The organism is Halocatena marina (assembly GCF_023276375.1).
Lineage (GTDB): Archaea > Halobacteriota > Halobacteria > Halobacteriales > Haloarculaceae > Halocatena > Halocatena marina.
Genome location: NZ_JALLPK010000002.1, coordinates 315952 through 335931, shown reverse-complemented (window position 1 = coordinate 335931; position 19980 = coordinate 315952). Strand labels below are relative to the sequence as shown.

13 protein-coding genes are annotated in these 19980 nt (G+C 50.7%); 9 read left to right on the top strand and 4 right to left on the bottom strand.

The window, feature by feature from the left end; all coding sequences use genetic code 11:
• Positions 1-65: 65 nt before the first annotated feature.
• Positions 66-1451 (bottom strand): dihydrolipoyl dehydrogenase, encoded by a 1386-nt coding sequence (locus tag MW898_RS20175; protein WP_248910110.1) that lies wholly within the window; start codon positions 1449-1451, stop codon positions 66-68.
• Positions 1452-2068: 617 nt separating this feature from the next.
• Between MW898_RS20175 and MW898_RS20170 the strand changes: the two genes are divergently transcribed.
• Complete coding sequence (locus MW898_RS20170; protein ID WP_248910109.1) at positions 2069-3265, top strand: hypothetical protein; 1197 nt, start codon at positions 2069-2071, stop codon at positions 3263-3265.
• An 823-nt stretch (positions 3266-4088) separates the two neighbouring features.
• Complete coding sequence (locus MW898_RS20165; protein ID WP_248910108.1) at positions 4089-4286, top strand: hypothetical protein; 198 nt, start codon at positions 4089-4091, stop codon at positions 4284-4286.
• A gap of 243 nt (positions 4287-4529) precedes the next feature.
• Here the strand turns inward: MW898_RS20165 and MW898_RS20160 are convergent, their stop codons facing one another.
• On the bottom strand, positions 4530-5813 hold the full coding sequence (locus MW898_RS20160) for an amidohydrolase (RefSeq protein ID WP_248910107.1): 1284 nt from the start codon (positions 5811-5813) through the stop codon (positions 4530-4532).
• A 36-nt stretch (positions 5814-5849) separates the two neighbouring features.
• Positions 5850-7373 carry a sodium:solute symporter family protein gene (locus MW898_RS20155; protein WP_248910106.1) on the bottom strand — a complete coding sequence of 508 codons (1524 nt, stop codon included), beginning with the start codon at positions 7371-7373 and terminating at the stop codon, positions 5850-5852.
• A 192-nt stretch (positions 7374-7565) separates the two neighbouring features.
• On the opposite strand from MW898_RS20155, the gene MW898_RS20150 reads away from it, so the two are divergent.
• From MW898_RS20150 to lipP1, 3 genes are all read left to right on the top strand, one after another.
• Entirely contained in the window at positions 7566-8816 is a 1251-nt protein-coding gene (locus MW898_RS20150; protein ID WP_248910105.1) for a Zn-dependent hydrolase, read from the top strand.
• Between the two features lie 359 nt (positions 8817-9175).
• Positions 9176-9991, top strand: a complete 816-nt coding sequence (locus MW898_RS20145) for an IclR family transcriptional regulator (RefSeq protein WP_248910104.1) — start codon at positions 9176-9178, stop codon at positions 9989-9991.
• Positions 9992-11205: 1214 nt separating this feature from the next.
• Positions 11206-12141: a LipP1 family hormone-sensitive lipase gene (gene lipP1, locus MW898_RS20140; protein ID WP_248910103.1), complete on the top strand. Its 936-nt coding sequence runs from the start codon at positions 11206-11208 to the stop codon at positions 12139-12141.
• Positions 12142-12259: 118 nt separating this feature from the next.
• On the opposite strand, the gene MW898_RS20135 is transcribed toward lipP1, so the two are convergent.
• Positions 12260-12604, bottom strand: coding sequence for a DUF6788 family protein (locus MW898_RS20135; RefSeq protein ID WP_248910102.1), 345 nt, complete (start codon positions 12602-12604; stop codon positions 12260-12262).
• 1061 nt (positions 12605-13665) lie between these two features.
• Here MW898_RS20135 and MW898_RS20130 point away from each other — a divergent pair.
• The 4 genes from MW898_RS20130 (at position 13666) to acs (ending at position 19956) form a co-directional block, all read left to right on the top strand.
• Positions 13666-15138 carry an orc1/cdc6 family replication initiation protein gene (locus MW898_RS20130; protein ID WP_248910101.1) on the top strand — a complete coding sequence of 491 codons (1473 nt, stop codon included), beginning with the start codon at positions 13666-13668 and terminating at the stop codon, positions 15136-15138.
• A 597-nt stretch (positions 15139-15735) separates the two neighbouring features.
• The gene (locus MW898_RS20125) at positions 15736-16686 is read left to right on the top strand and encodes a MarR family winged helix-turn-helix transcriptional regulator (RefSeq protein ID WP_248910100.1); all 951 of its coding nucleotides are present in this window, start codon (positions 15736-15738) and stop codon (positions 16684-16686) included.
• Entirely contained in the window at positions 16683-17549 is an 867-nt protein-coding gene (locus MW898_RS20120) for a hypothetical protein (protein WP_248910099.1), read from the top strand. Before MW898_RS20125 ends, MW898_RS20120 begins: the two co-directional genes overlap by 4 nt.
• 493 nt (positions 17550-18042) lie before the next feature.
• On the top strand, positions 18043-19956 hold the full coding sequence (gene acs, locus MW898_RS20115; RefSeq protein WP_248910232.1) for an acetate--CoA ligase: 1914 nt from the start codon (positions 18043-18045) through the stop codon (positions 19954-19956).
• Positions 19957-19980 lie beyond the last annotated feature (24 nt).

Sequence of the window (19980 nt, the reverse complement as noted above, 5' to 3'; positions counted from 1 at the left end):
CGAATGCAATAATTTATAATCTTAGCTAAGGACCAATTTGTCCAAACAGTTGGCTGTTGTTCGTGTTAGCGATCGACCGCCACATCCTCGAACGCCTCCAGTACTACTTTGTTCAGTGCTGGGTGGACATGGATCACGTCCGTAATGTCTTCGACCGTACCCGTTCCTCTCGCAACCGCGACGCTTACCTCATGAATCAGTGTGGACGCCTCGTGACCGATGATATGACACCCGAGTACGGTACCCGTATCAGGAGCAGCCAACACCTTGACAAACCCGTCGTGGTCCTTCAACGCCCTACCCATTACCGTGTCAGCGAACGCACAACGTCCGATGACGTACTCCCGACCAGTATCCTGCAGTTGTTCCTCGGTCGCTCCGGTGCTGGCGATCTGCGGCACGGTGAACACCGCATGCGCCATTCCGGGGTATGTAACGGACTGGTGTTTGCCGTGGACGGCGTTCGCAATGACGTACTTCGCCTCGTGGTCGGCGGCGTGTTTGAGCTGATAGTTACCCGCGATATCGCCCGACGCCCATACGTTCTCGGCAGACGTTTCGAGGAACTCGTCTGTCTCGACAAATCCGCGATCTGTGAGAGAGATCCCTGCCGTTTCAAGATCAAGCGTGTCAGTGTTGGGCCGACGACCCGTTGCAACGAGCAATGCGTCCCCGGTGATCGATACTGTCTCGCCGCTCTGGTTCTCAGCGTGAATCTTGATCTCGTCGCTACTCGATTGCTGCTGATATTCGACGGCTGTTGCGGTGTATCCGGTGTGAATGGTGTGGCGCTGACGGGCAATTTCGGTGAAGGTCTCAGCGACATCACCGTCCTCGCGCGAGAGGAGGAGTGGTTTGCTACCAATGATGGTAACACGGGTACCAAGTGCTTCATAAAAATGTCCAAGTTCCGCTGCTATATACCCACCACCGATTATGACGAGGTGCTCGGGCTGGGTTTCGAGCCGTAACGCCTCCCGACTAGTAAGGTATGGAACTGAATCGATTTGCTCGATTGATGGGATAAACGGGCGTGTTCCAGCAGCAATGATGACCTTCGATCCGCGGACTTCGTTTCCGCCGACATCGAGCGTTCGCTCACCGACGAACCGCGCCTCTTCGCGGTAGAGGGTAATGTTTTCGTGGGCTTCATCAGCACGTTCCATGTCAGCCGCCTTTTCGTCCACCGACGCAACGACATTCTGAATGATTTCCGTAAAGTCGATTTCCTCAATTCGGGCACTAATGGCAAACTCGTTCGCACGTTTGATCGTCTCAGCAATCTTTGCGTGCTGGATCAGCGTCTTCGAAGGGTTGCATCCGCGGTTCACGCAGGTTCCACCGATCGGCCCACGCTCGATTAGCGCTACTGTCCGTCCACTTTCTGCAGCCGCTCGCGCAACTTTGTTCCCCGTCCCTCCACCGATTACTACGATATCGAAGTCCTCCACTCGTACTCACCCTATTGATTCATATGATGACTCGCTATTTCACCATTTCCCAGACAGTGGTGATCGATGAATCGACGAGGATCGTCACGGATAACTCAATATAATCCAACAGTGAGGTGAATGAATCGATATGCTTGTATATAGTTGGTAATATAATATTAGATATAAATAATAAATTTTAGATAGACACAGATACAATATAGTATCGATCCCAACCGTTACAGTTGTATAGCTATCAATATAGATATTCGATTCAGATCGGGTATTAGAATGTTTCTAGACACCAGTTCAGCTTTTAAATCCTTATGCCTTCAGGCAGATGTAATCTCTGTAACCCGGTTATTTCACAAACATATCATAAATCCAGGATTGAAAGTATACTATATTTATCACTTCTGAGTTTGCGCTATCGGTGCTGAGTTACAGGGTCTTCGCTGTGGTTCGTGTGAAAATTGCTATGTGATGTCTGGATGAATTAGAAACCTCTAAAAATCTGGATGGTGGTTTAGAGCGAATCAACAGTGAAATGTCCCAGACGCTACAGCTTACGATATCAGGCTCTTGGCTGAATTAGGTAGGTAGAAGTAACTCGATAGATAATGTTCGCATGGTCAGTAATGGTACAGGAACGACAGCAAAGGGGTGAGGAGCATACGAGTGCCATATCGCGCTATCAGGGACCGGTGTGGCCACTTGCTGTCCTCATCTGGTTTGCGTTCGCTCTCACACAAATCCCTGTCGCAGCAGCACACACTGCGACAGAGACCGCTGGACTTTCTCCGGGACACGGGATCTTTCTCGCGCTCATCGGGGGATCTGTCCTGTGTGGAGCTGTTGGATTCAAACGAATTGGACGCATTTCTCCGACGGTCGCAATCTATGGCGCGTTCGCCGGCATCGTCGTGACGGCGTTCGGAGCGATTCTCTTCGATGGACTGTCTCCGGATCCTACATACACTGCAAGAACCATTCCTTTCCCCCGTTCGTGGTATCAACCACTAGCGTTGGTTGCCGGGCTCCTAATTTCGGTGCTGAGTTTCATCGTCGGCTGGATTCGATGGCCGAGTCGACCTCGTTACACGTTCCTTGGAATCTTGATGGGAATATGGATTTCGTATCCGTATCTCGTTCCTGGTCCGGCGAGCGACTCTCATCCACTCGGATATGCCCTCGTTGTAGGAACACCTTTTTTCGTCGGGTATATTATCTGGACCGATGCAAGCGACGTGCTTCGTGCAGTCTTGCGTGACCCCGTTGCTCGTCGGTTTGGGATCGGTATCGGAATCATAACAGCATTGTTCTTCCTCACGATAACTGGATTTCTCTCATTCTTCTCGGAACCTGGAGGACCCCACGAGACGACAATCGTTGTCCTTCCGGTGATCTACCAGATCGTCACGTGGCCCACACTCGAAATCGTTCTCCCACATATCCCGCTCTTTGTGGCAGTTTCGCCTGGGCAGATGATTCTCGTTGGGTCAGTGAGTGTACTCATCGGTTTGAACGCAGCGCTCATTGCCCGACACTGGCGTCGCAATGAACGCGTTGGAATGACGGAAGGTGCCGCCGGAACGGCAGCCATCGTCGGGTCGTGTACCTGTGGGTGCTGTGGACCGCTCGTTGCCAAAATTGCTGTGCTCGCTGTTGGTCCATCTGTTGCAGCACCACTCTACTGGGTGTTCGTCGATTCTGCCTCGCCACTCAGTGTTCTGTTTATCGTTGGAAGTATTGTACTGTTTACTGGTAGTTTGATCTATTCAATCGAATCAGCACAGCCACCAAACCGATCGACTGCGGTCGGTCCATCCGATTGAGCTAGTCAACCGTATCCCAAGAACACGTAGGTTCGAATAGTGTTCGTACTGGATTTGCTGCGATGAGAGTGTTACACGAGAGCATCGCCGTCACTAGATTCGGAAGATTCACAGCCCTATATTTCACTTCACAAACAATTTTTACTGAGATGTACGATTTTTGCTCGATTCCGCATGAATCTAATTAGAATTATTCACTCAATAGATTTGCTTGGAGACATTTCATAGATACCGCTGTCGATGATTGCATTCCATAATTCCCACAATATTTCTTCCAAAGAAATAATAATTATGGTTATTTTAGATATGGAGATAGACTAACAACCATCTATGCCAGTTGAGTATTAATGATAGCCGATATTCTGATTTTAGTACTATTATTCAACAGTAGCCAAGGTAAATCCGGCATACGAATAACAGACACTTCACAGTGCAATACACTGCAGTGGGCGCGTTATTTAGACACGATCCAAACGATAGTGGTTCACCAATCTTGAGTTATCACCACTGTCTGTCAGACAGACGCCGTGTTAGCGAAATTCAATGTTGCACAGTCCGACACTGTGCGCAATGAAGGATACCTGGCCGATACCAGTCGCACCCTTACGCGATACCCTATATGAAAACATAGGTGTCAAAAATATCTATCGTTTCCAACAGGAGTATCGAGTTATTATTTCTAATTCATTAATACTATGGTTCCCCTATTACAAATACGATCGGTGAACCGGTCGCGCACTGAGCATCACACATACGCTCTACTCAACAATCAGAACCATCGGATGCAGACATGCGCACTCATCGTCATTTTCTATTGTGTGGCATGAGTGACCTAGTTCAGGTCACCAATTTCGCCGGCCCGAAAGCAGTCAGGCTTCGGGTTCTGGAGCGACAGTCTGAGATCTGCAATCGGGCAAACAATCAGGTCGTTCTCGCTAGCTACAGTAGTGATTGTGAGGATGCGACTGTCAGATTATTAGACACGAAGGGAGGCGCAAAATCGATCGTCCACCTATCGTGAACACATGTGGATTTGGATGCTATCCGAGTGCTTCGACACGATGGATCGTTCGGGTCTCTTGTTGTGTTTTCACCGTAAGTCGTCGGTCGTATACAATAGCGGCGTGACGATGACAACCGGCGACTCGTACTGATCCGCCAAATCGTGCGTCTGCCACGGCTCGTCGACAGTGAGCGTTCGCGCCGCACGTAGTGAACACCCGTTCGATATACTGGCTAACTATATCAGTGTGAAGCTAAAGTATCAGAGACGGCTGATAGTTTTTGTGAGGACGTCGACGCCAATCCGAATCGAATCTTCGTCGATGTCGAAGTGAGGTGTGTGGTGTCCGTCCGGATGATCGCTTCCAATTCCGACGAACGTCGCTTTTCCTCCCTGTTCTTGAACTCGTCGGATGAGATACGATGCATCTTCGCTCGCACCGAACTGCTCGTGCCTCAAAACATTTGTGACCGAGTCGACAGTAGATGCTGACGTAGACACTTTGTTTATCATTTCGTCGTCCGATTCGAAAGTCGTTGTTTTCCCATACGTCTCGATATCGTGTGCGACATCGTGCATTTTTGCCGCATGAGTTGTAATTCGTCGGGCTTCATCTATCATGTACTGGTTGATCTCTGCAGTTTCTCCTCGAACTTCAATCATCATTTCGGCATGATCGGAGACGACATTGTGCCCGTTCGGGGACGTGACTCCACCGACATTCACCCGTGATGCACCAGCACTGTGACGCGAAATCGAATAGAGGTTCTGAATCGCTGTCGTCGCTGCTTGCAGGGCATTGGCACCTGCTTCGGGAGCGTGGCCAGCGTGTGCAGACTGCCCACGGAATTGGACGGTGAACTTACAGTTGCACAAAGGACGGTCATACCCCGCGATGACTGTCCCGGTTGCGTTGCCGAGACCGAGATGCAGTGCGACGAAACAATCGACGTCATCTACGTGACCGCTCAGACTCATAGGAATCGCCCCACGGCCGCCTTCCTCTGCCGGTTGGAAGAACAGCTTCAAGGTCCCGTCGAATGCCGACTGGTCGTCGAGTTCACGAGCGAGACCGATTCCGATCGCTGTGTGCCCATCGTGTCCGCATGCGTGCATTTCCTTTGGATGTCGGCTGACGAACCCTTCACGGACAGGATGGTGAGACTCCGCACGAGTCTCTACGAGTTCGAGTGCATCCATATCGACTCGGATGCCGACGACAGGGCCGGAATCACCGTAGGACTTCTCCGCGACGAGGCCGGTGACAGCACCCATACGCTCTAGCATCGCTTCGGGAGCGTTCTCGTCACGAGCGCGTGTGCGTGCTGCAGCGAGCTCACTTTCATCCGGAACGCCGAGCCGTTCGTCGACCGCCATCGCCTCGGCTCCGAGATGGAGCGTGAAACCTAATCGATCAAGCTCCGATGCGACGAGAGCAGTCGTTCGAAACTCTTTCCACCCGGCTTCCGGATGTGCGTGTAAGTCGCGACGGATATCCACTAGCGAGGTCGTCTCTGTCCACACTGAGTCATCATCTTCTGTCATAGTTGATTTCGATTATTCGTTTTTGGAACATATCCATTAGTCGGTGTCAGGAACGATACTGTCGGTCGGTGATTGTTCGCCCATTGCCTGTTGGGTTCTTTGCTTCAGACTGTCGAGATTGTGTTTTTCAGCTGCGGCCATCACTTTCTCGTATTCCGGTTCCTGAGCGAGCGAAATGCCAAAGAACAGCAGTATAGATAATGGGAGGCCGACGAAGATAGGGTGCAGACCCATGAACTCTGCGGTGTCTGCGAACCATCCAGCCCACCACCACACAACGGTAAGACCGGCACCGAGAGCGATGCTCCAGAACGCGGCGTCGGATGTCCCACGCGGCCAGTAGAACGCGGCGAGCCACGGCACGAGAACGCCACCAGTCAGTGCGACCGCACCGAAGACGATGAGGTCAATGATTCCGGGAACGACGAGTGCGAGTGCCAGCGAGAGAACCATCAGTCCGAGGACCGCAACCCGAGACGCTTTCTGTTGTTTCTCCTGATCGGCATCCGGAGTCACGTACTGGAGATAGATGTCTTCGACGAAGTTCGACGCACCTGAGAGTAGAAAGCTGTCTCCACTGCTCATGACGGCCGCTGCGAGTGCTGCCAAGAGAATGCCAGCGAGCCAGTTCGGGAGGATGTCGACGGCCATTGTCGGCATCAGAAGTTGAGAGTCGGCGATTGAGGGGTACATTACGATGCCCATCGCTCCGACAATCAGTGGAATTGGGATGTACGCAAAACCAATGACTCCATTCAGCGTCGTACCGATGAAGCCGTCGCGGGGACTTCGTGCAGACATCACTCGTTGCAGATAGCCCTGCCGCACGAGCATGCTCGGGACGAGTGTAATGATGTACCCTGCGATGAGCGTCCACTCCATCGCAAAGAGATCAAACGCCTGCGGTGCGCTTTGAGTGACTTCCGAGGTCATCGCTGACACGCCGCCGAACTCGGCGATGCCGAGGATTGCCAGAAGCCAGAGGCCGACGAAGAGGATAATGCCCTGAACGAAGTCAGTCCACATGACAGCGGCCATCCCACCGAGGACGGTGTATGCGGTGATGACGAGCGCACCGAGGATGGCTGCCTGCTCGATGGTTATGATATCTCCTAGCAGAAAGCTGATTATCGTTCCTGCCGCCAACCACTGGGCACCGAGTGTGCTCACGAACCGAAGAATATAGAACGGCAACGCAACGAAACGCGTCTTCCCGTCGTATCGGTCTTCGAGCATCGCTGGAATGGTGATGTTTGACGTTTTCGGTAGTTTATGGCCGAGAAGTACTGCAACAACAAAGAAACTCGCGAGCGAGATTCCAAAGCTCCAGAAGGCCGTGATACTTTGACCATCGTACGTCGAAGCTGACAATCCGATCGTCCCGCCTGCACCGATGGCCGTTGCGAAGAACGATAGTGCGACAAGATACCATGGTGCTCCTTTTCCGGCGAGGAAAAAGTCTTCGAGATCTTTCATCCCTCTCTTGTGGAAATATACGCCGATGCCTAACATCGCGATGATGTATGCGACGACAATACCTGCTATGTATGATCGTAACATGCCTACGAATATCCAGTTCAATTATTACTATATATAACTTCCTATCCACGGACATGAAAATATAAAATTTCTTTGTTAAAACATACCATATTAACCATGATGCAGCTGTATTGGGATGAATGGTAATATTGTAAACAAATACTTTCTGTTGAGAAGGGAAGACACATATACACACCCTCTGTCAATCGGACCATGCAGGTTGACGCGGAGCGTCTCCAGTACGACCTAGAGCAGAACGCACAGTTTGGTGAAGTCAACGTTGAGCCGGGACACGCCCGAACGGTTTTGACAGGAACCAACGCAGACGAACGCGCTAGAGAGTATTTCGTCAGCCGTCTCCGTGATGCTAATATGAAGGTTCGAATCGATGCTGCGGGGAATATTGTCGGACGGTGGATACCTGAAACGGCAGATCCCGGTTCGAAACCCATCGCGACAGGGAGTCACCTCGATTCGGTCCCAGAGGGCGGCATCTTCGACGGACCACTCGGGGTCTACGCCGGTCTCGAAGCCGTTCGTGCAATGCAAGACGCAAACGTTTCAGTTCGACGACCCGTCGAGGTTGTCTCGTTTACCGAAGAGGAGGGACAGCGGTTCGGCGTCGGTGCTCTCGGATCTGCCGTCACGACAGAGTCGCTCTCCATCGGCGATGCACACGCATTGACCGACGAAACTGGAACGACGCTTGAATCTGCGCTCGATTCGATTGGATTTCTTGGTGAGGGTCGCATCCAACCTGAAGAGTGGGACTCGTGGCTCGAACTTCATATTGAACAAGATACTCGCCTCGAATCCCAGCACGTATCAGTCGGCGTAGTGACGACGATAACGGGAATCGCCCGATGTGAAGTCAGTATCGACGGTAAAGCAAACCACGCGGGAACAACGTTGATGCCTGATCGAACCGACGCATTGACAGCAGCGAGTGAGCTCGTTCACGAAATCGAAACGGCAGCGCGTCAAATTAGCGAGGACGATGCACCGACAGCTGTCGCAACAGTCGGATCACTCGATGTATCACCGAATGCACCGAACGTCATCCCTGGACGTGTTGACCTTACCATCGACATCAGGGACGTCTCTCATGAGTCGATGCTGTCACTCATCGAACGCGTGCGTGAAATTTTAGATCGGATAGAAACCGACCGCGACGTCGAAACGTCGTTTTCGCTTCCTCGACATCGTGAACCGAGGGAAATGAGCCAGCGTTGTCGTCGGTCCGTTCACGACGCTGCAGAAGCCGTTGAAATTTCAGCCATGGACCTCCACTCCGGGGCGGCTCACGACACGATGCGGTTAGCACCGTTCACCGACGTTGGACTCCTCTTTGCCCCTTCGGAGAATGGTATCTCGCATAATCCCCGCGAGTGGACCGATTGGGGGGCTTGCAGGGAGTGTACTCAAGTGCTTGCACGTTCCCTCCTGTCTCTGTCACAGGAGTAATCGTACGACCGGTGATCACTCGGTTTCAGGAATTGACCAACTTCGTTCATAGGACCTCGTTGTTATTTCTATTTGTGAGAGCTATCCACATTGGAAACGCTAATAGTACGGTCAGCTCCGTTTTCACATCGCTCGTGGCTCCAAACGTTCGAACACAACGGTTTCGATAATTCCATGTTTGAGGAACACTGATTGGTAAATGGATGGCGACGCATTCTATCGATAATCTCGATTCGAGATGTGAGTACTGTTTGTAACCGGATTAGTTGCTGGAAGACGGCTTGGTAGAGGTGATTTCATCGAACGCAAATTCCACGATATGGAAACGATTATATTTCCGACGAACATCGCGTGTCTGTATGACACGCCACCAAAACGACGGCAATTCGACACAGAGTCTCAAGACCGTAACGACAACTCTTGACGTCATCGATGCACTCGAAGAACTCGGTGGTGCAGGAGTAACGGAGCTCGCGGATTATCTGGATCTATCCAAGAGTACGATCTACAAACACCTTTATACGTTGAAAGATCGGCAGTACGTCGTGAAAGATGACGGTGACTATCGACTCAGTTTCCAGTTCTTGCTTTTTGGCGAGCACGTCCGGAACCAAAATTCACTCTTTCGACTCGGAAAACCCGAAATAGAGAAACTCGCCGCCGAAACAGACGAGTATGCGCATCTGACTACGGAACAACACGGACTTGGCATCAACCTCTGTAAGGTTCGGGGCGAACACGCTGTCGGGAGTGACTACCAGATCGCAAAAAAGCAACGTGCGAACTACCTCCACTCGATGGCGACGGGAAAAGCGATTCTCGCGTTTCTCCCGGAAGAACGAGTCGAGCGGATCATCGACCGGCACGGACTTCCGGAAATCACTGAGTCGACCATCACAGATCGTGAAGCGTTGTACGAGACGCTTGCGGAGATTCGAGAACAGGGATACGCAGTCAACGACGGCGAAGAAGTTGAAGGACTCCGAGCTGTTGGCGCTCCAATTCACGATCGAAGCGGGTCGGTGCTCGGTGCACTGAGCGTCTCGGCGCCATCAACGAGACTGAGCGGTGATCAGTTCCACGAGTCTATCCCAGAACTCGTGATGCAAACTGCGAATGTAATCGAGGTAAACATCAATATGGATGAACGCTCCTCGAACTCGAAGTCGCTTTGACACTCGTACTACTGTAATGGGCAAGTGTAAGTGTCGTAAACCTAGTCTCACTCCACGAGAGCAATGTTCACGAGGAGAATATTACAAACAGCATTGATGGTTCGGAGACAGAGGACAGCATCAATCGAATAGCGTGTGGTGCTCATTTCAAGTCCAGTCAGTGGCGAGTACGTATACGAGCGACCGTGCTATTCGGCCATTTCGTGATAAAAATTGATGCGTGACACAGATTGATTTCTGGTGGTGTATCTTCCCTCAATTACTGATTCTATTCTGTAATAGTGAATCTAAATCAGTTGTTATATCGTCACCTATCGTGAACAGATTCGTTTATGCAGTGTTACTGGTGCACGCTGACCAGCACAGATTAGGTGTTTTCCTGATCATCAGTGTCCATCTCAAGCGCTCAACAGACAGACTTCGACAGTGGACATCGAGATAATGCCTCATAACACCGTCTGCGATCATAGCAAGTTGTATGTTGTTCCATCATCTAATAAACTCTACATGTACAAACCAAAAGACGCCAACTCGGTAATTGCAGAAGCCCGTGCACCGTCCAATGTTTCTAGGGTCTCAGTGATCTCCTCCATCGTGTAGATAGCTTTGACAGGGTGTTTTGCGGATTTTATCATTAACTCTCCAGGTACGATATACTACAAAAAACCATCCCATAGTCCAGCATTCATTTTCAATCGTGTTATTAATTCTGTACTCCAGCCTGTTTACCATCAATCCAGAGCTCCAGTCAATGAGTATTTACTACATCAAATGATATTTTTATCCACATATATTCGATAGAGATCATCCATCGTCCCAATCGTGGAACCGAATACTCCGCAGATCTATTGTGAGGACAACTTAGGTAAACATGGTACACACCCCTCTATCGAAGTGTGATTATAAAAACCTCATACAATCCATACAAAATTAACTTATGTTGTTATATAAAATAGAATACGTTGTTAGAAACTAGTATAAACCACAGAACGTATGTGTTTTATTCCCGATTTAAAAATGTAGATTCTATCATTAACACAAATTCATATTTCATAATTCGATAGTTTTTATCAATAATTTATAAAGTTATCCGATGAACGTCGGGTCATCTGAAGAAGAAATTACTCGATCAGGAAGATAGCCAAATAGATGTACGAGTGTTCTTAATCTGCCAAAGTCACGTGATTTAATATCGACTGTCAGCACAATCGACTATGCACGCCGACGAGATTGACCCGCAGGCAAAAGCAGCGATCGAACGTCAGAATCGGTTCGCACTTCCCCACAGTCACCGCGGTCTGAAGCTCTTCCGTCTCGTTTCCCGAGCGACAATGTTGATTCAAAACCGCAACAACCCGAGCGTCGGAGCGATCATCGACCGAACGATCCCCGGTCCCACAGGTGATCTCAACGCGCGCCTCTATCTCCCAGACGCAGACGGGTCGTTCCCCACGGTTGTCTTCTTTCACGGCGGTGGGTTCGTCCTCGGAAGCATCGGCACACACGACTGGCTCTGTCGTCATCTTACACGAGAGAGCGGCTGTGCCGTTCTCTCTGTTGAGTACCGACTCGCTCCTGAGCATCCCTTCCCCGCAGCGGTTGAGGATGCCTATGCCGCCACAAAGTGGACGGCTACGAACCCAGATGCGATTAACGGAACTGGAGATATTGCGGTCGTAGGCGACTCCGCTGGTGGAAATCTCGCTGGGGTCGTTGCACTCATGGCTGCCGAGCGCAACGGTCCTACAATTTCTCACCAAACGCTTCTCTATCCCGCTGTCGGAATCGAGAAAGACCAACCATCAGTTCAGGAACACAGCGGCATCGTCATTAGTGAAGCCGATATGAAGTGGTTCGACGGCTGTTACTACGAAAGCGAGATCCACAAACGCAACCCGTACGCGGATCCTATACACGCCGAAAGTGTCTCTGGTGTTGCCCCCGCAACCGTCGTTACCGCTGGATTCGACCCACTCCGTGACGGTGGGAAAGCCTACGCCGGAAAGCTCGTTCACGACGGTGTCCCTACACACTACGAAAACTACGAAGAGATGGTCCACGGCTTCATGACACTCCGTGATGTAGATCGCGCTCACGAAGCAATTACAGATGTCGCTAACGACATCGCAGACGCACTCGTTGACGACTGACTGCACCAAAAATGCGCTCTGATGGAGTGTTCATTTTTGCTACTTCGTGGTGCGCTTTCGCCTTATGTAACGAACTAGTCTGGCACCTCAGCTTTTGTTACACAAGGTTCACTGTTTGTTAGACTTTACCGACGTACTCTGATTTCAGCGTCCCTTCATCGCGGAAGTACCGATACAGATACGGACCATGACCCTTGTCTCCCTCCTCGGCACAATGGCAGGTCGAATCACCGCAGGTGACGTATTCTTCGACGAGTGTACCCGTTCCCTTGCTGTCGTTCGCAACTGGTTCAGCACCCTCAGGGAGATCGTTGGCGTCGATCGGTCGTTGCCGCCATTCAATAAGCTCGGTGATGTAGTCGAGCGCGTCTTCCAGCGTCTCGTTGTCCTGTTTCGGTAGTCCACGAGCGATGTATTTTGGGAGTGAATCGGGAGCCTGTGGTGATTGCTCACTCGACGTCATACCCTTATGTAATCCACCACAGGTTATGAAAGTAGGGGTTGTTACATAAGGGGAGTAAAAAGAATTTTCAATCCAAACCTCGGAGTTCAGTTGCATATAGTTCCGTGCTGATTATGTACCGATTTACCCGATAGCAGTACATTACGAGGCTAATGTTGTAATGACTGAGTGTGGTTCGATGGTTATACTGTATATCCCTACCGTATTTAGACCAATACAACCATATTAAATGTTAGATTTTAATGATGAAGGCAAACAAGAACAGACGGGAATGTGACTGCGTTGCTAACCACGGAGAGGTTGTCTCGTACAAGAGGTGATTTGTCAGAATGAGTTTTCGTTTCGATGGCCGTATCACACAAACCGACGAAGCAAAAACACGCCCAGATATAGTCGAGGAGACTTGTTCCACGATGAGTGTCAACAGAGTCTGCTGTCGACGTGAGTTCTACATCCACCTGCAGTAGATCGTAGCCAGACTAGGCCCACACCCCTCTATCGATGTGTTTCAACCGATTAGGTGTAACTACGAAAGTCGAGGGAATGATGGAGTACATCCGAAAGGACAAATCATCCAGAGCGGTCGTGAAATCAAAGTAAACGATGATCCATACCTGAAATTAATACTCGAAGATGTATGGAAGTAATAGTGTTGTCTGGAGGCTGAACACATCGATAGAGGGGTGTGTGTGTGAGTGTTAACTAGAAAGCTAGAAGAAGAGAAGATCAAATACTCTTCTAGCTCGAAGAAGCCATTTTCTCACCTCAAACTATCTCGTTTCTCGTAATTGCTTACCGCTTTGCGATCCATGACATCTTAACATTTCTACTCGTGTTCTATTACTCTCCCTCTCTTTCGAGGCGTTAAACACATCGATAGAGGGGTGTCTGTCTCAATGTCTTTTTAAATACATTCTCGCCAACGCAACGTCTACAGTATCTCTAAAACCTATTCTTTTAACAGAAGAGCTAGTAAAGTAACGAATAAAGGCTTCTACTAGCAGTTCACACATCGATAGAGGTGGGGAACACTTTTGGTCTCTGCCATTCTGCTCCTTTCCATGGGAACAGATGACTCCGAAAATCCTCAGAATGACCCAGGGATACCGGAGGATGAGACTACAACTCAGGCTAACTTATCATCGAGCTCTCCTGGCTCGGACGCTGCTTCGGAGAATGCGTCTGTGACACCTGATACAGAAACAGCCTTTCCATCGACAGACACCGATTCCGATGGAGGCTCCCAGTCAATCGAAGAGATGCTACTCGAGTTCGATGAGCAGGAAGGACTCATCCGTGATCGATCTCTCCTTGATCCGAATCATGTCGTGAAAGAAGATCGCATTGTTGGCCGTGACAAACAACTTCAGGAGGTCACGAAGATGCTCCGAGTCGCTCTTGGCAACAACCGCCCCCCAAATCTATTTCTCTACGGTCCCTCGGGAACTGGCAAATCACTCATCACCAAGGCAGTCTGTAACAACATTAGCCGACTCTGTGAGAGTCGAGACATTCGATTCGGTACCGTCGAGATCAACTGCCAAGATCTCGATACCCTCGGCGTCGCTGTCTATGAGTTAGCGAGTCGTACTGCCGATGAAGCTAACGTGGACGTTGAAGTGCCGAAATACGGTGTTGCGACAAAAGAAAAGTGGGACGACCTCTATCGCATTGTCAACGAGAACTTTGATTCGGTGGTGTTCGTCCTTGATGAACTCGATATGCTCGTCGGTCGTCGAGATAAACAAGAACCGGGATTCTCTCGTCTTCTCTATCAACTCTCACGATCTGGAGCTAACAACGAACTTACCGCACACATCTCCATCGTCGCAATTTCTAATGACACAAAGATGATGGAATCCGTCGGGAGTCGAGCACTGAGCTCTTTCACACCCGAAGACGTTCACTTTGACGATTATGATGCAGATCAGCTTCAGGCAATTCTCCGACGTCGACAGGACGCCTTCCACAACAATGTCCTCGATGATGATGTTATCCCGCTGACGGCAGCCTTCGCAGCGCAGACGCATGGTGATGCACGCAAGGCAATTGATCTCATACGGGTTGCCGGTGAACTTGCTGAACGGGAAGGAGACGATCGTATTCGTGAAATGCACGTCCGCGAAGCTCAGGACAAGGTTGAGAAGAATCGAGTTCTTGAGGTTGTTCGAGGAATTAGCACTCAGAAGAAGCTTTGCCTGTACGCGACAGCAGCTGTCGCTGCCGAGACAGACGATAGCTCCGCCAGAAGCACGACTGGCTATCGAGTCTACCAGTTTCTTACTGACTCGATTGAAGCCGATCAGTACTATCAGGAGACATACGTGAATAAGATGAAAGAATTGACAACATACTCGCTTGTTGATTTCGAGCGCCGAAGCCATGGACCAAGTTCTGGAATGTTTCTCGAGTTCCAGTTTGGTGAACGGCCTGAGACTATACTCGAAACTCTTCGTGAGGATTCACGGATCGGGGGCATCGATCCTGGAGAGATTCAAACCGTCGTCAAAGCACAGATCCGTAACGAAACCTGATATTGAATGGTGTCGAACTGTATTGGATTGAACGAGACCAGCAACAAGCTTTGGATAACAGACACCCCTTTATCGATGTGTGATATCTATTGTTATTCTCTAACACGATTTTTTTAGCCGTGACTGAAACAATAGATGAACGATAATTGAATAGTCGAACTCACTAACCGAAGTCTGCCACACGTCACACACCTCTATCGATGTGAATTCTAGCGATAGAGATCCTAAAGACCATCATCTACTCTCAGATGGTGATGAAAATCATAATACGGATAGTTGCTATATAGGTCTCGATAGAGTAATTTGCGATAACTTTCTTACGGGTATCTTCACGAAAAGACAGCTTTCTCGCACAAAGACACCCCTCTATCGAAGTGTAACTGTGTGACTTTTTTAAACAGTACATCGAAGGTTCTATCTGAGAACAAATATTCACAACTCGGAGCCTATCTAATTTCATTGGAGACTACTTGTGCCGTGGCTGCGAGAGTAAATCGCTCGGCAGTATCTGTCCGATAGAAATCAACCACACTCTCACCCAATGTACACAAAAATCCAGAAACCTATTTATACGAATCGACGTTAGAGTTTACACAGATGATTACAAAGGCCGGACTCGCCGTAATTGATACACTTTGCTCCGGTCGTGAATCGACTCCGGGCGAACTCGCAACAAAAACAGCGTATTCCAAGACCCATCTCTACGACATACTCGATGAATTGCTCACGGCGGGACTACTCACTGAAACCCGCGGGCCCAACAATCAGCGTCGAGTCCGAGTGACGCACCATCCTGTCGTCGAAGCGTATCGGAATCTCCGTTCGAAGCTCAGTCACGTTGATTGGACAGAACTCCTCTCACCCGCTATTCTCCGTGTGTGTTGGTATCTCGACGAACCACGCCGCGCTACCGAGATCGCAGCGCGACTTGAGATCACCCGCCAAGGCGTCCACAACGCGTTGTCACCACTCAAACATAGAGCAATGCTGTCACCGACGGGTCCTGAGTACGGATTGAGTGAGGATCTCTCGCCCCTGTTGGAATTCGCTCGTAGCGTTGTGAGCTACGAACACCGATCACGGGTTCGAGAGATTGCTCCAAGTGCAACGATTGCGTGGTGCGATCCAAAGCGGGCGCTCGTCCGTGTTCAGTCACCTGATGATACTGCAGCGCTGCAGTCAGCTGCCGACTGGCAGTTGACTGGCCTCGCAAGATTTCAGGAGTATGAACTACAGTTCTTTCTCGGGGGCGAACCCGCGTTCTGGTACACTCTCGACGAAGTGCTCACCCCTGCCGAAGTCATGTGCCATACGCTTGTGCTCGATAGTGATTCCCGCCGAGTTAGTTATTCGATGCTGTTAATCGAGAAGTTGGATATCGATCAGGACACACTCACAGAAACTGCAACGTGGTACGATCTGGAGACAACGGTAGCTGCAATGTATCGATCGCTTCGAGGAACGTTCGACACACCAGACGATCTCTCGGTTCCTCTTCCAAGTGAATCAGAATATATGGCTCTCAAAGAACAGTACGGTGTCATATGACTGTGTTTAGGGGTGGCGATGCGATCCGAGAATTTCTCGATGAGTTCGATGGATGGCTCTCGGAATCTGTCGTGGTGTATCTCCTAGGAGGATCAGCAATGACTGCCCGAGGGTTGAGGGATCAGACCGAGGATATCGACTTGGCGCTTGGTGTTGTTTCTGAGTTTGTACACGTCTACCAGACACTCAAATCACAAGGATTCACAGTGGTCAATGAACCGACAGAGCAGTTCGATTCTGTCGGGAAAACTGTCGAGCTTCATCACGAGGAACAAGGGTTCCTGATTGACCTCTTCGAGCGGCAGGTTGTGGGAAAAGTGTGGATCACCGATCGAATGCACGATCGAGCCGAAGCGTTCTGGTCTGGCAACTACGCGACGGCGTTCGTCCTCTCTGATGAAGATATGTTCTTATTAAAAGCAGTCTCTGGCGGTGACTTAGCGAGCGGACGCCAGCGCGACATTGAGGACATGCGGATATACGCCCAGCGTGGTCTCAACTACGAGTCGATTCTCACTGAGATCAAAGAACAGCGGCCATTTAACACCGGCTCAACTGAGGCACGACACATCCGAGACCGTTCTCATCCGCTGTTCACTATCGAGTTGGCTGTGAATTCACTGTCCGGGCTCCCGAACGTGTTCACATCTCGTATCGAGGAATTCACGACGGAATTCGAGGTCGAATACACTGTTCTGAGTGCCGTCGATGACGGAATCAACGACATTGAAATAATTCGGGAATTGGTTCTCTCGAATGTGAGGGTGCTTTCGGACGATCAGGGTGAAGTAGTCGATGATGCGATCGATCGACTTATCGAAAAACACATTCTAAAACGCGACGAGGACAATATCGAAATATAATTATCACATAATAATTGTGTATGTGATATATAGGTCGTATATCGAGGACATTTTCCGATCTGGTAGTTCCAGAGGGTTCTATGAGTACAGAATATTGACGCACCGTTCTATCCACAGAAGATCCCGACGGCAACCCCAAATCATCAAGAATAAGATGACGCTACATGATTCTGAACACGGCACCAGCTCATCGTCAGAGACACCACTATGAGCCGTCGCTGATTACACCAATGGTAGAGAAGGACATCTATCATCACATCATGAATATGAATTCACTATTGCGTTTCTCGATAAGTCCGCGCTCAACGTGATGTTAATGATTTATGAAATACTCCACACATTCACCTTAACATTTCTGATAGCAGTTTGCAGTATAATATTCTTCTATTGCAGATTATCTAACATATTCGCTATGGCGGACACCGTACCGTACCGGTCGATCTGGACTGCTGTAGGCGAACCCTTTTCTCCACCCAGAATCATCATCGGACCAATGGAGGCCGACGATCTGGTCGAACCGCCGGTGGAATTTCGTAAACAGGCGAATATCTCGGCACCGCTCCGCGAACGATTCGCCGATGAATGGCCCGAAGTGTGGGCTGTCGCTGGTGATCTGCTCGACTGGTTCGACCCGTACGAGTCCGTCCTCAACAACGAGACACCACCGCTCGAGTGGTTCGTTGGTGGGCGGCTCAATGCCAGCTACGAGTGTCTTGACCGTCATCTCGACAAACGAAAGAACCATCTCGCGCTCCGCTGGGAAGGCCAACTCGGTGAGACGCGCCGCTATACCTACCTCGATCTCTATCGGGAGGTCAACGAGTTCGCTGCAGCGCTGCGTGGACTGGGCGTCGAGGAAGACGACGTCGTCACCCTCTACATGCCGGTTATTCCCGAACTGGTCGTGGCAATGCTCGCGTGTGCCCGCATTGGCGCGCCACACAATGTCGTCTCTGCGGGTTTCTCCACCGACGCGCTCGCGACCCGAATGAACAGTGCCAACTCACAGTATCTCGTCACGAGTGACGGCTACTATCATCGTGGCGACGCGATCAATCAGAAGCGCCGAGCGGACAACGTCCGGCTGGCTATCGATCCCGAGCTGGAGGAGACCGTCGTCGTCGAACATCTCGGTAGTACCCAGCTCGGTACCGCCCAGCACGACTATCACGCGCTGATCGAGGAACACGCTGGTGCTGATATCGACCCTGTCCCCCGTGATTCAGCGGATCAGTTGTTTTTAATGTACACGTCGGGAACAACTGGGGAGCCAAAATCCGTTGTGCACACCACGGGTGGCTATCTCGCTCATGTCGCCTGGACGAGCCACGCGGTGCTCGACATCAAGCCCGAAGACACCTACTGGTGCTCGGCTGACATTGGCTGGATCACTGGCCACTCCTACGTTGTTTACGGTCCACTCGCGCTCGGTACGACGACGATCATGTATGAGGGGACGCCGGACTACCCGGAGAAGGACCGAATTTGGTCAATTATCGAACAAAATGTCGTCGACGTGTTCTACACGACACCAACAGCCATTCAAGCGTTCATGAAGTGGGGCGAACAGTATCCCGCTTCTCACGACTTATCGAGTCTTCGACTGCTCGGCACCGTTGGGAAGCCTATCGACCCACAGGCGTGGACGTGGTATTACAAACACGTTGGCCGCAATTCATGTCCGATAATCGACACGTGGTGGCAAACCGAAACGGGGGCCATCCTCGTCTCAACACTCCCGGGCGTGGACTCGATGAAACCCGGCTCTGCTGGTCCACCGCTCCCGGGTATCGACACCACCATTGTTCAATTAGACGGGACAGAGCAATCCTCTGGTGAGACAGGGCTACTGGCAGTGCGGTCGCCGTGGCCAGGGATGCCCAAAGAACTCACAGACGCGACCGATTGGGGGAGTACCGCTGGCGCGGGTGATGAGTGGTATTATCTTGCGGGTGACGAGGCAGTCGTCGACGATGATGGCTACATCCGCATGCTCGGGCGTGTGGACGATATCATCACTGTCTCTAACCGACGGATTGGAACTGCTGAGATTGAAAGCGCGATCGTCGGTGTCGAAGGCGTCGCCGAGGCTGCGGTCGTCGGAATCGACCACCCGACACAAGACACCGCGATCTACGCCTACGTCAGCCCGGAAATCAGACAGACCGCCGACGAAGCGCTCAACGAAGCAGTCATAACGGCTGTTGAGGAGACGATCGGATCGGTAGCGGTCCCCGATAGAGTCGTTTTCACCCCGAAACTCCCGAAAACTCGGTCCGGAAAGATCATGCGCCGATTATTAGAAGCCGTCGCCAACGACGAAGATTACGGTGATACCAGCGCGCTGCGCAACCCGGAGGTCGTCGGTGAATTGGAATCCTCCCGCGACGAGGACAGTTCGGACTAGTAGATTTTTCCGAACCATCTCTAC

Bases quoted from the DNA above. Each gene is read 5' to 3' on its own strand.
- MW898_RS20130 (WP_248910101.1), top strand. From the start codon at position 13,666: ATGGGAACAGATGACTCCGAAAATCCTCAGAATGACCCAGGGATACCG.
- MW898_RS20155 (WP_248910106.1), bottom strand. From the start codon at position 7,373: ATGTTACGATCATACATAGCAGGTATTGTCGTCGCATACATCATCGCG.
- MW898_RS20150 (WP_248910105.1), top strand. From the start codon at position 7,566: ATGCAGGTTGACGCGGAGCGTCTCCAGTACGACCTAGAGCAGAACGCA.
- MW898_RS20125 (WP_248910100.1), top strand. From the start codon at position 15,736: ATGATTACAAAGGCCGGACTCGCCGTAATTGATACACTTTGCTCCGGT.
- lipP1 (WP_248910103.1), top strand. From the start codon at position 11,206: ATGCACGCCGACGAGATTGACCCGCAGGCAAAAGCAGCGATCGAACGT.
- MW898_RS20120 (WP_248910099.1), top strand. From the start codon at position 16,683: ATGACTGTGTTTAGGGGTGGCGATGCGATCCGAGAATTTCTCGATGAG.
- MW898_RS20170 (WP_248910109.1), top strand. From the start codon at position 2,069: ATGGTACAGGAACGACAGCAAAGGGGTGAGGAGCATACGAGTGCCATA.
- acs (WP_248910232.1), top strand. From the start codon at position 18,043: ATGGAGGCCGACGATCTGGTCGAACCGCCGGTGGAATTTCGTAAACAG.
- MW898_RS20145 (WP_248910104.1), top strand. From the start codon at position 9,176: ATGACACGCCACCAAAACGACGGCAATTCGACACAGAGTCTCAAGACC.
- MW898_RS20160 (WP_248910107.1), bottom strand. From the start codon at position 5,813: ATGACAGAAGATGATGACTCAGTGTGGACAGAGACGACCTCGCTAGTG.
- MW898_RS20165 (WP_248910108.1), top strand. From the start codon at position 4,089: ATGAGTGACCTAGTTCAGGTCACCAATTTCGCCGGCCCGAAAGCAGTC.
- MW898_RS20135 (WP_248910102.1), bottom strand. From the start codon at position 12,604: ATGACGTCGAGTGAGCAATCACCACAGGCTCCCGATTCACTCCCAAAA.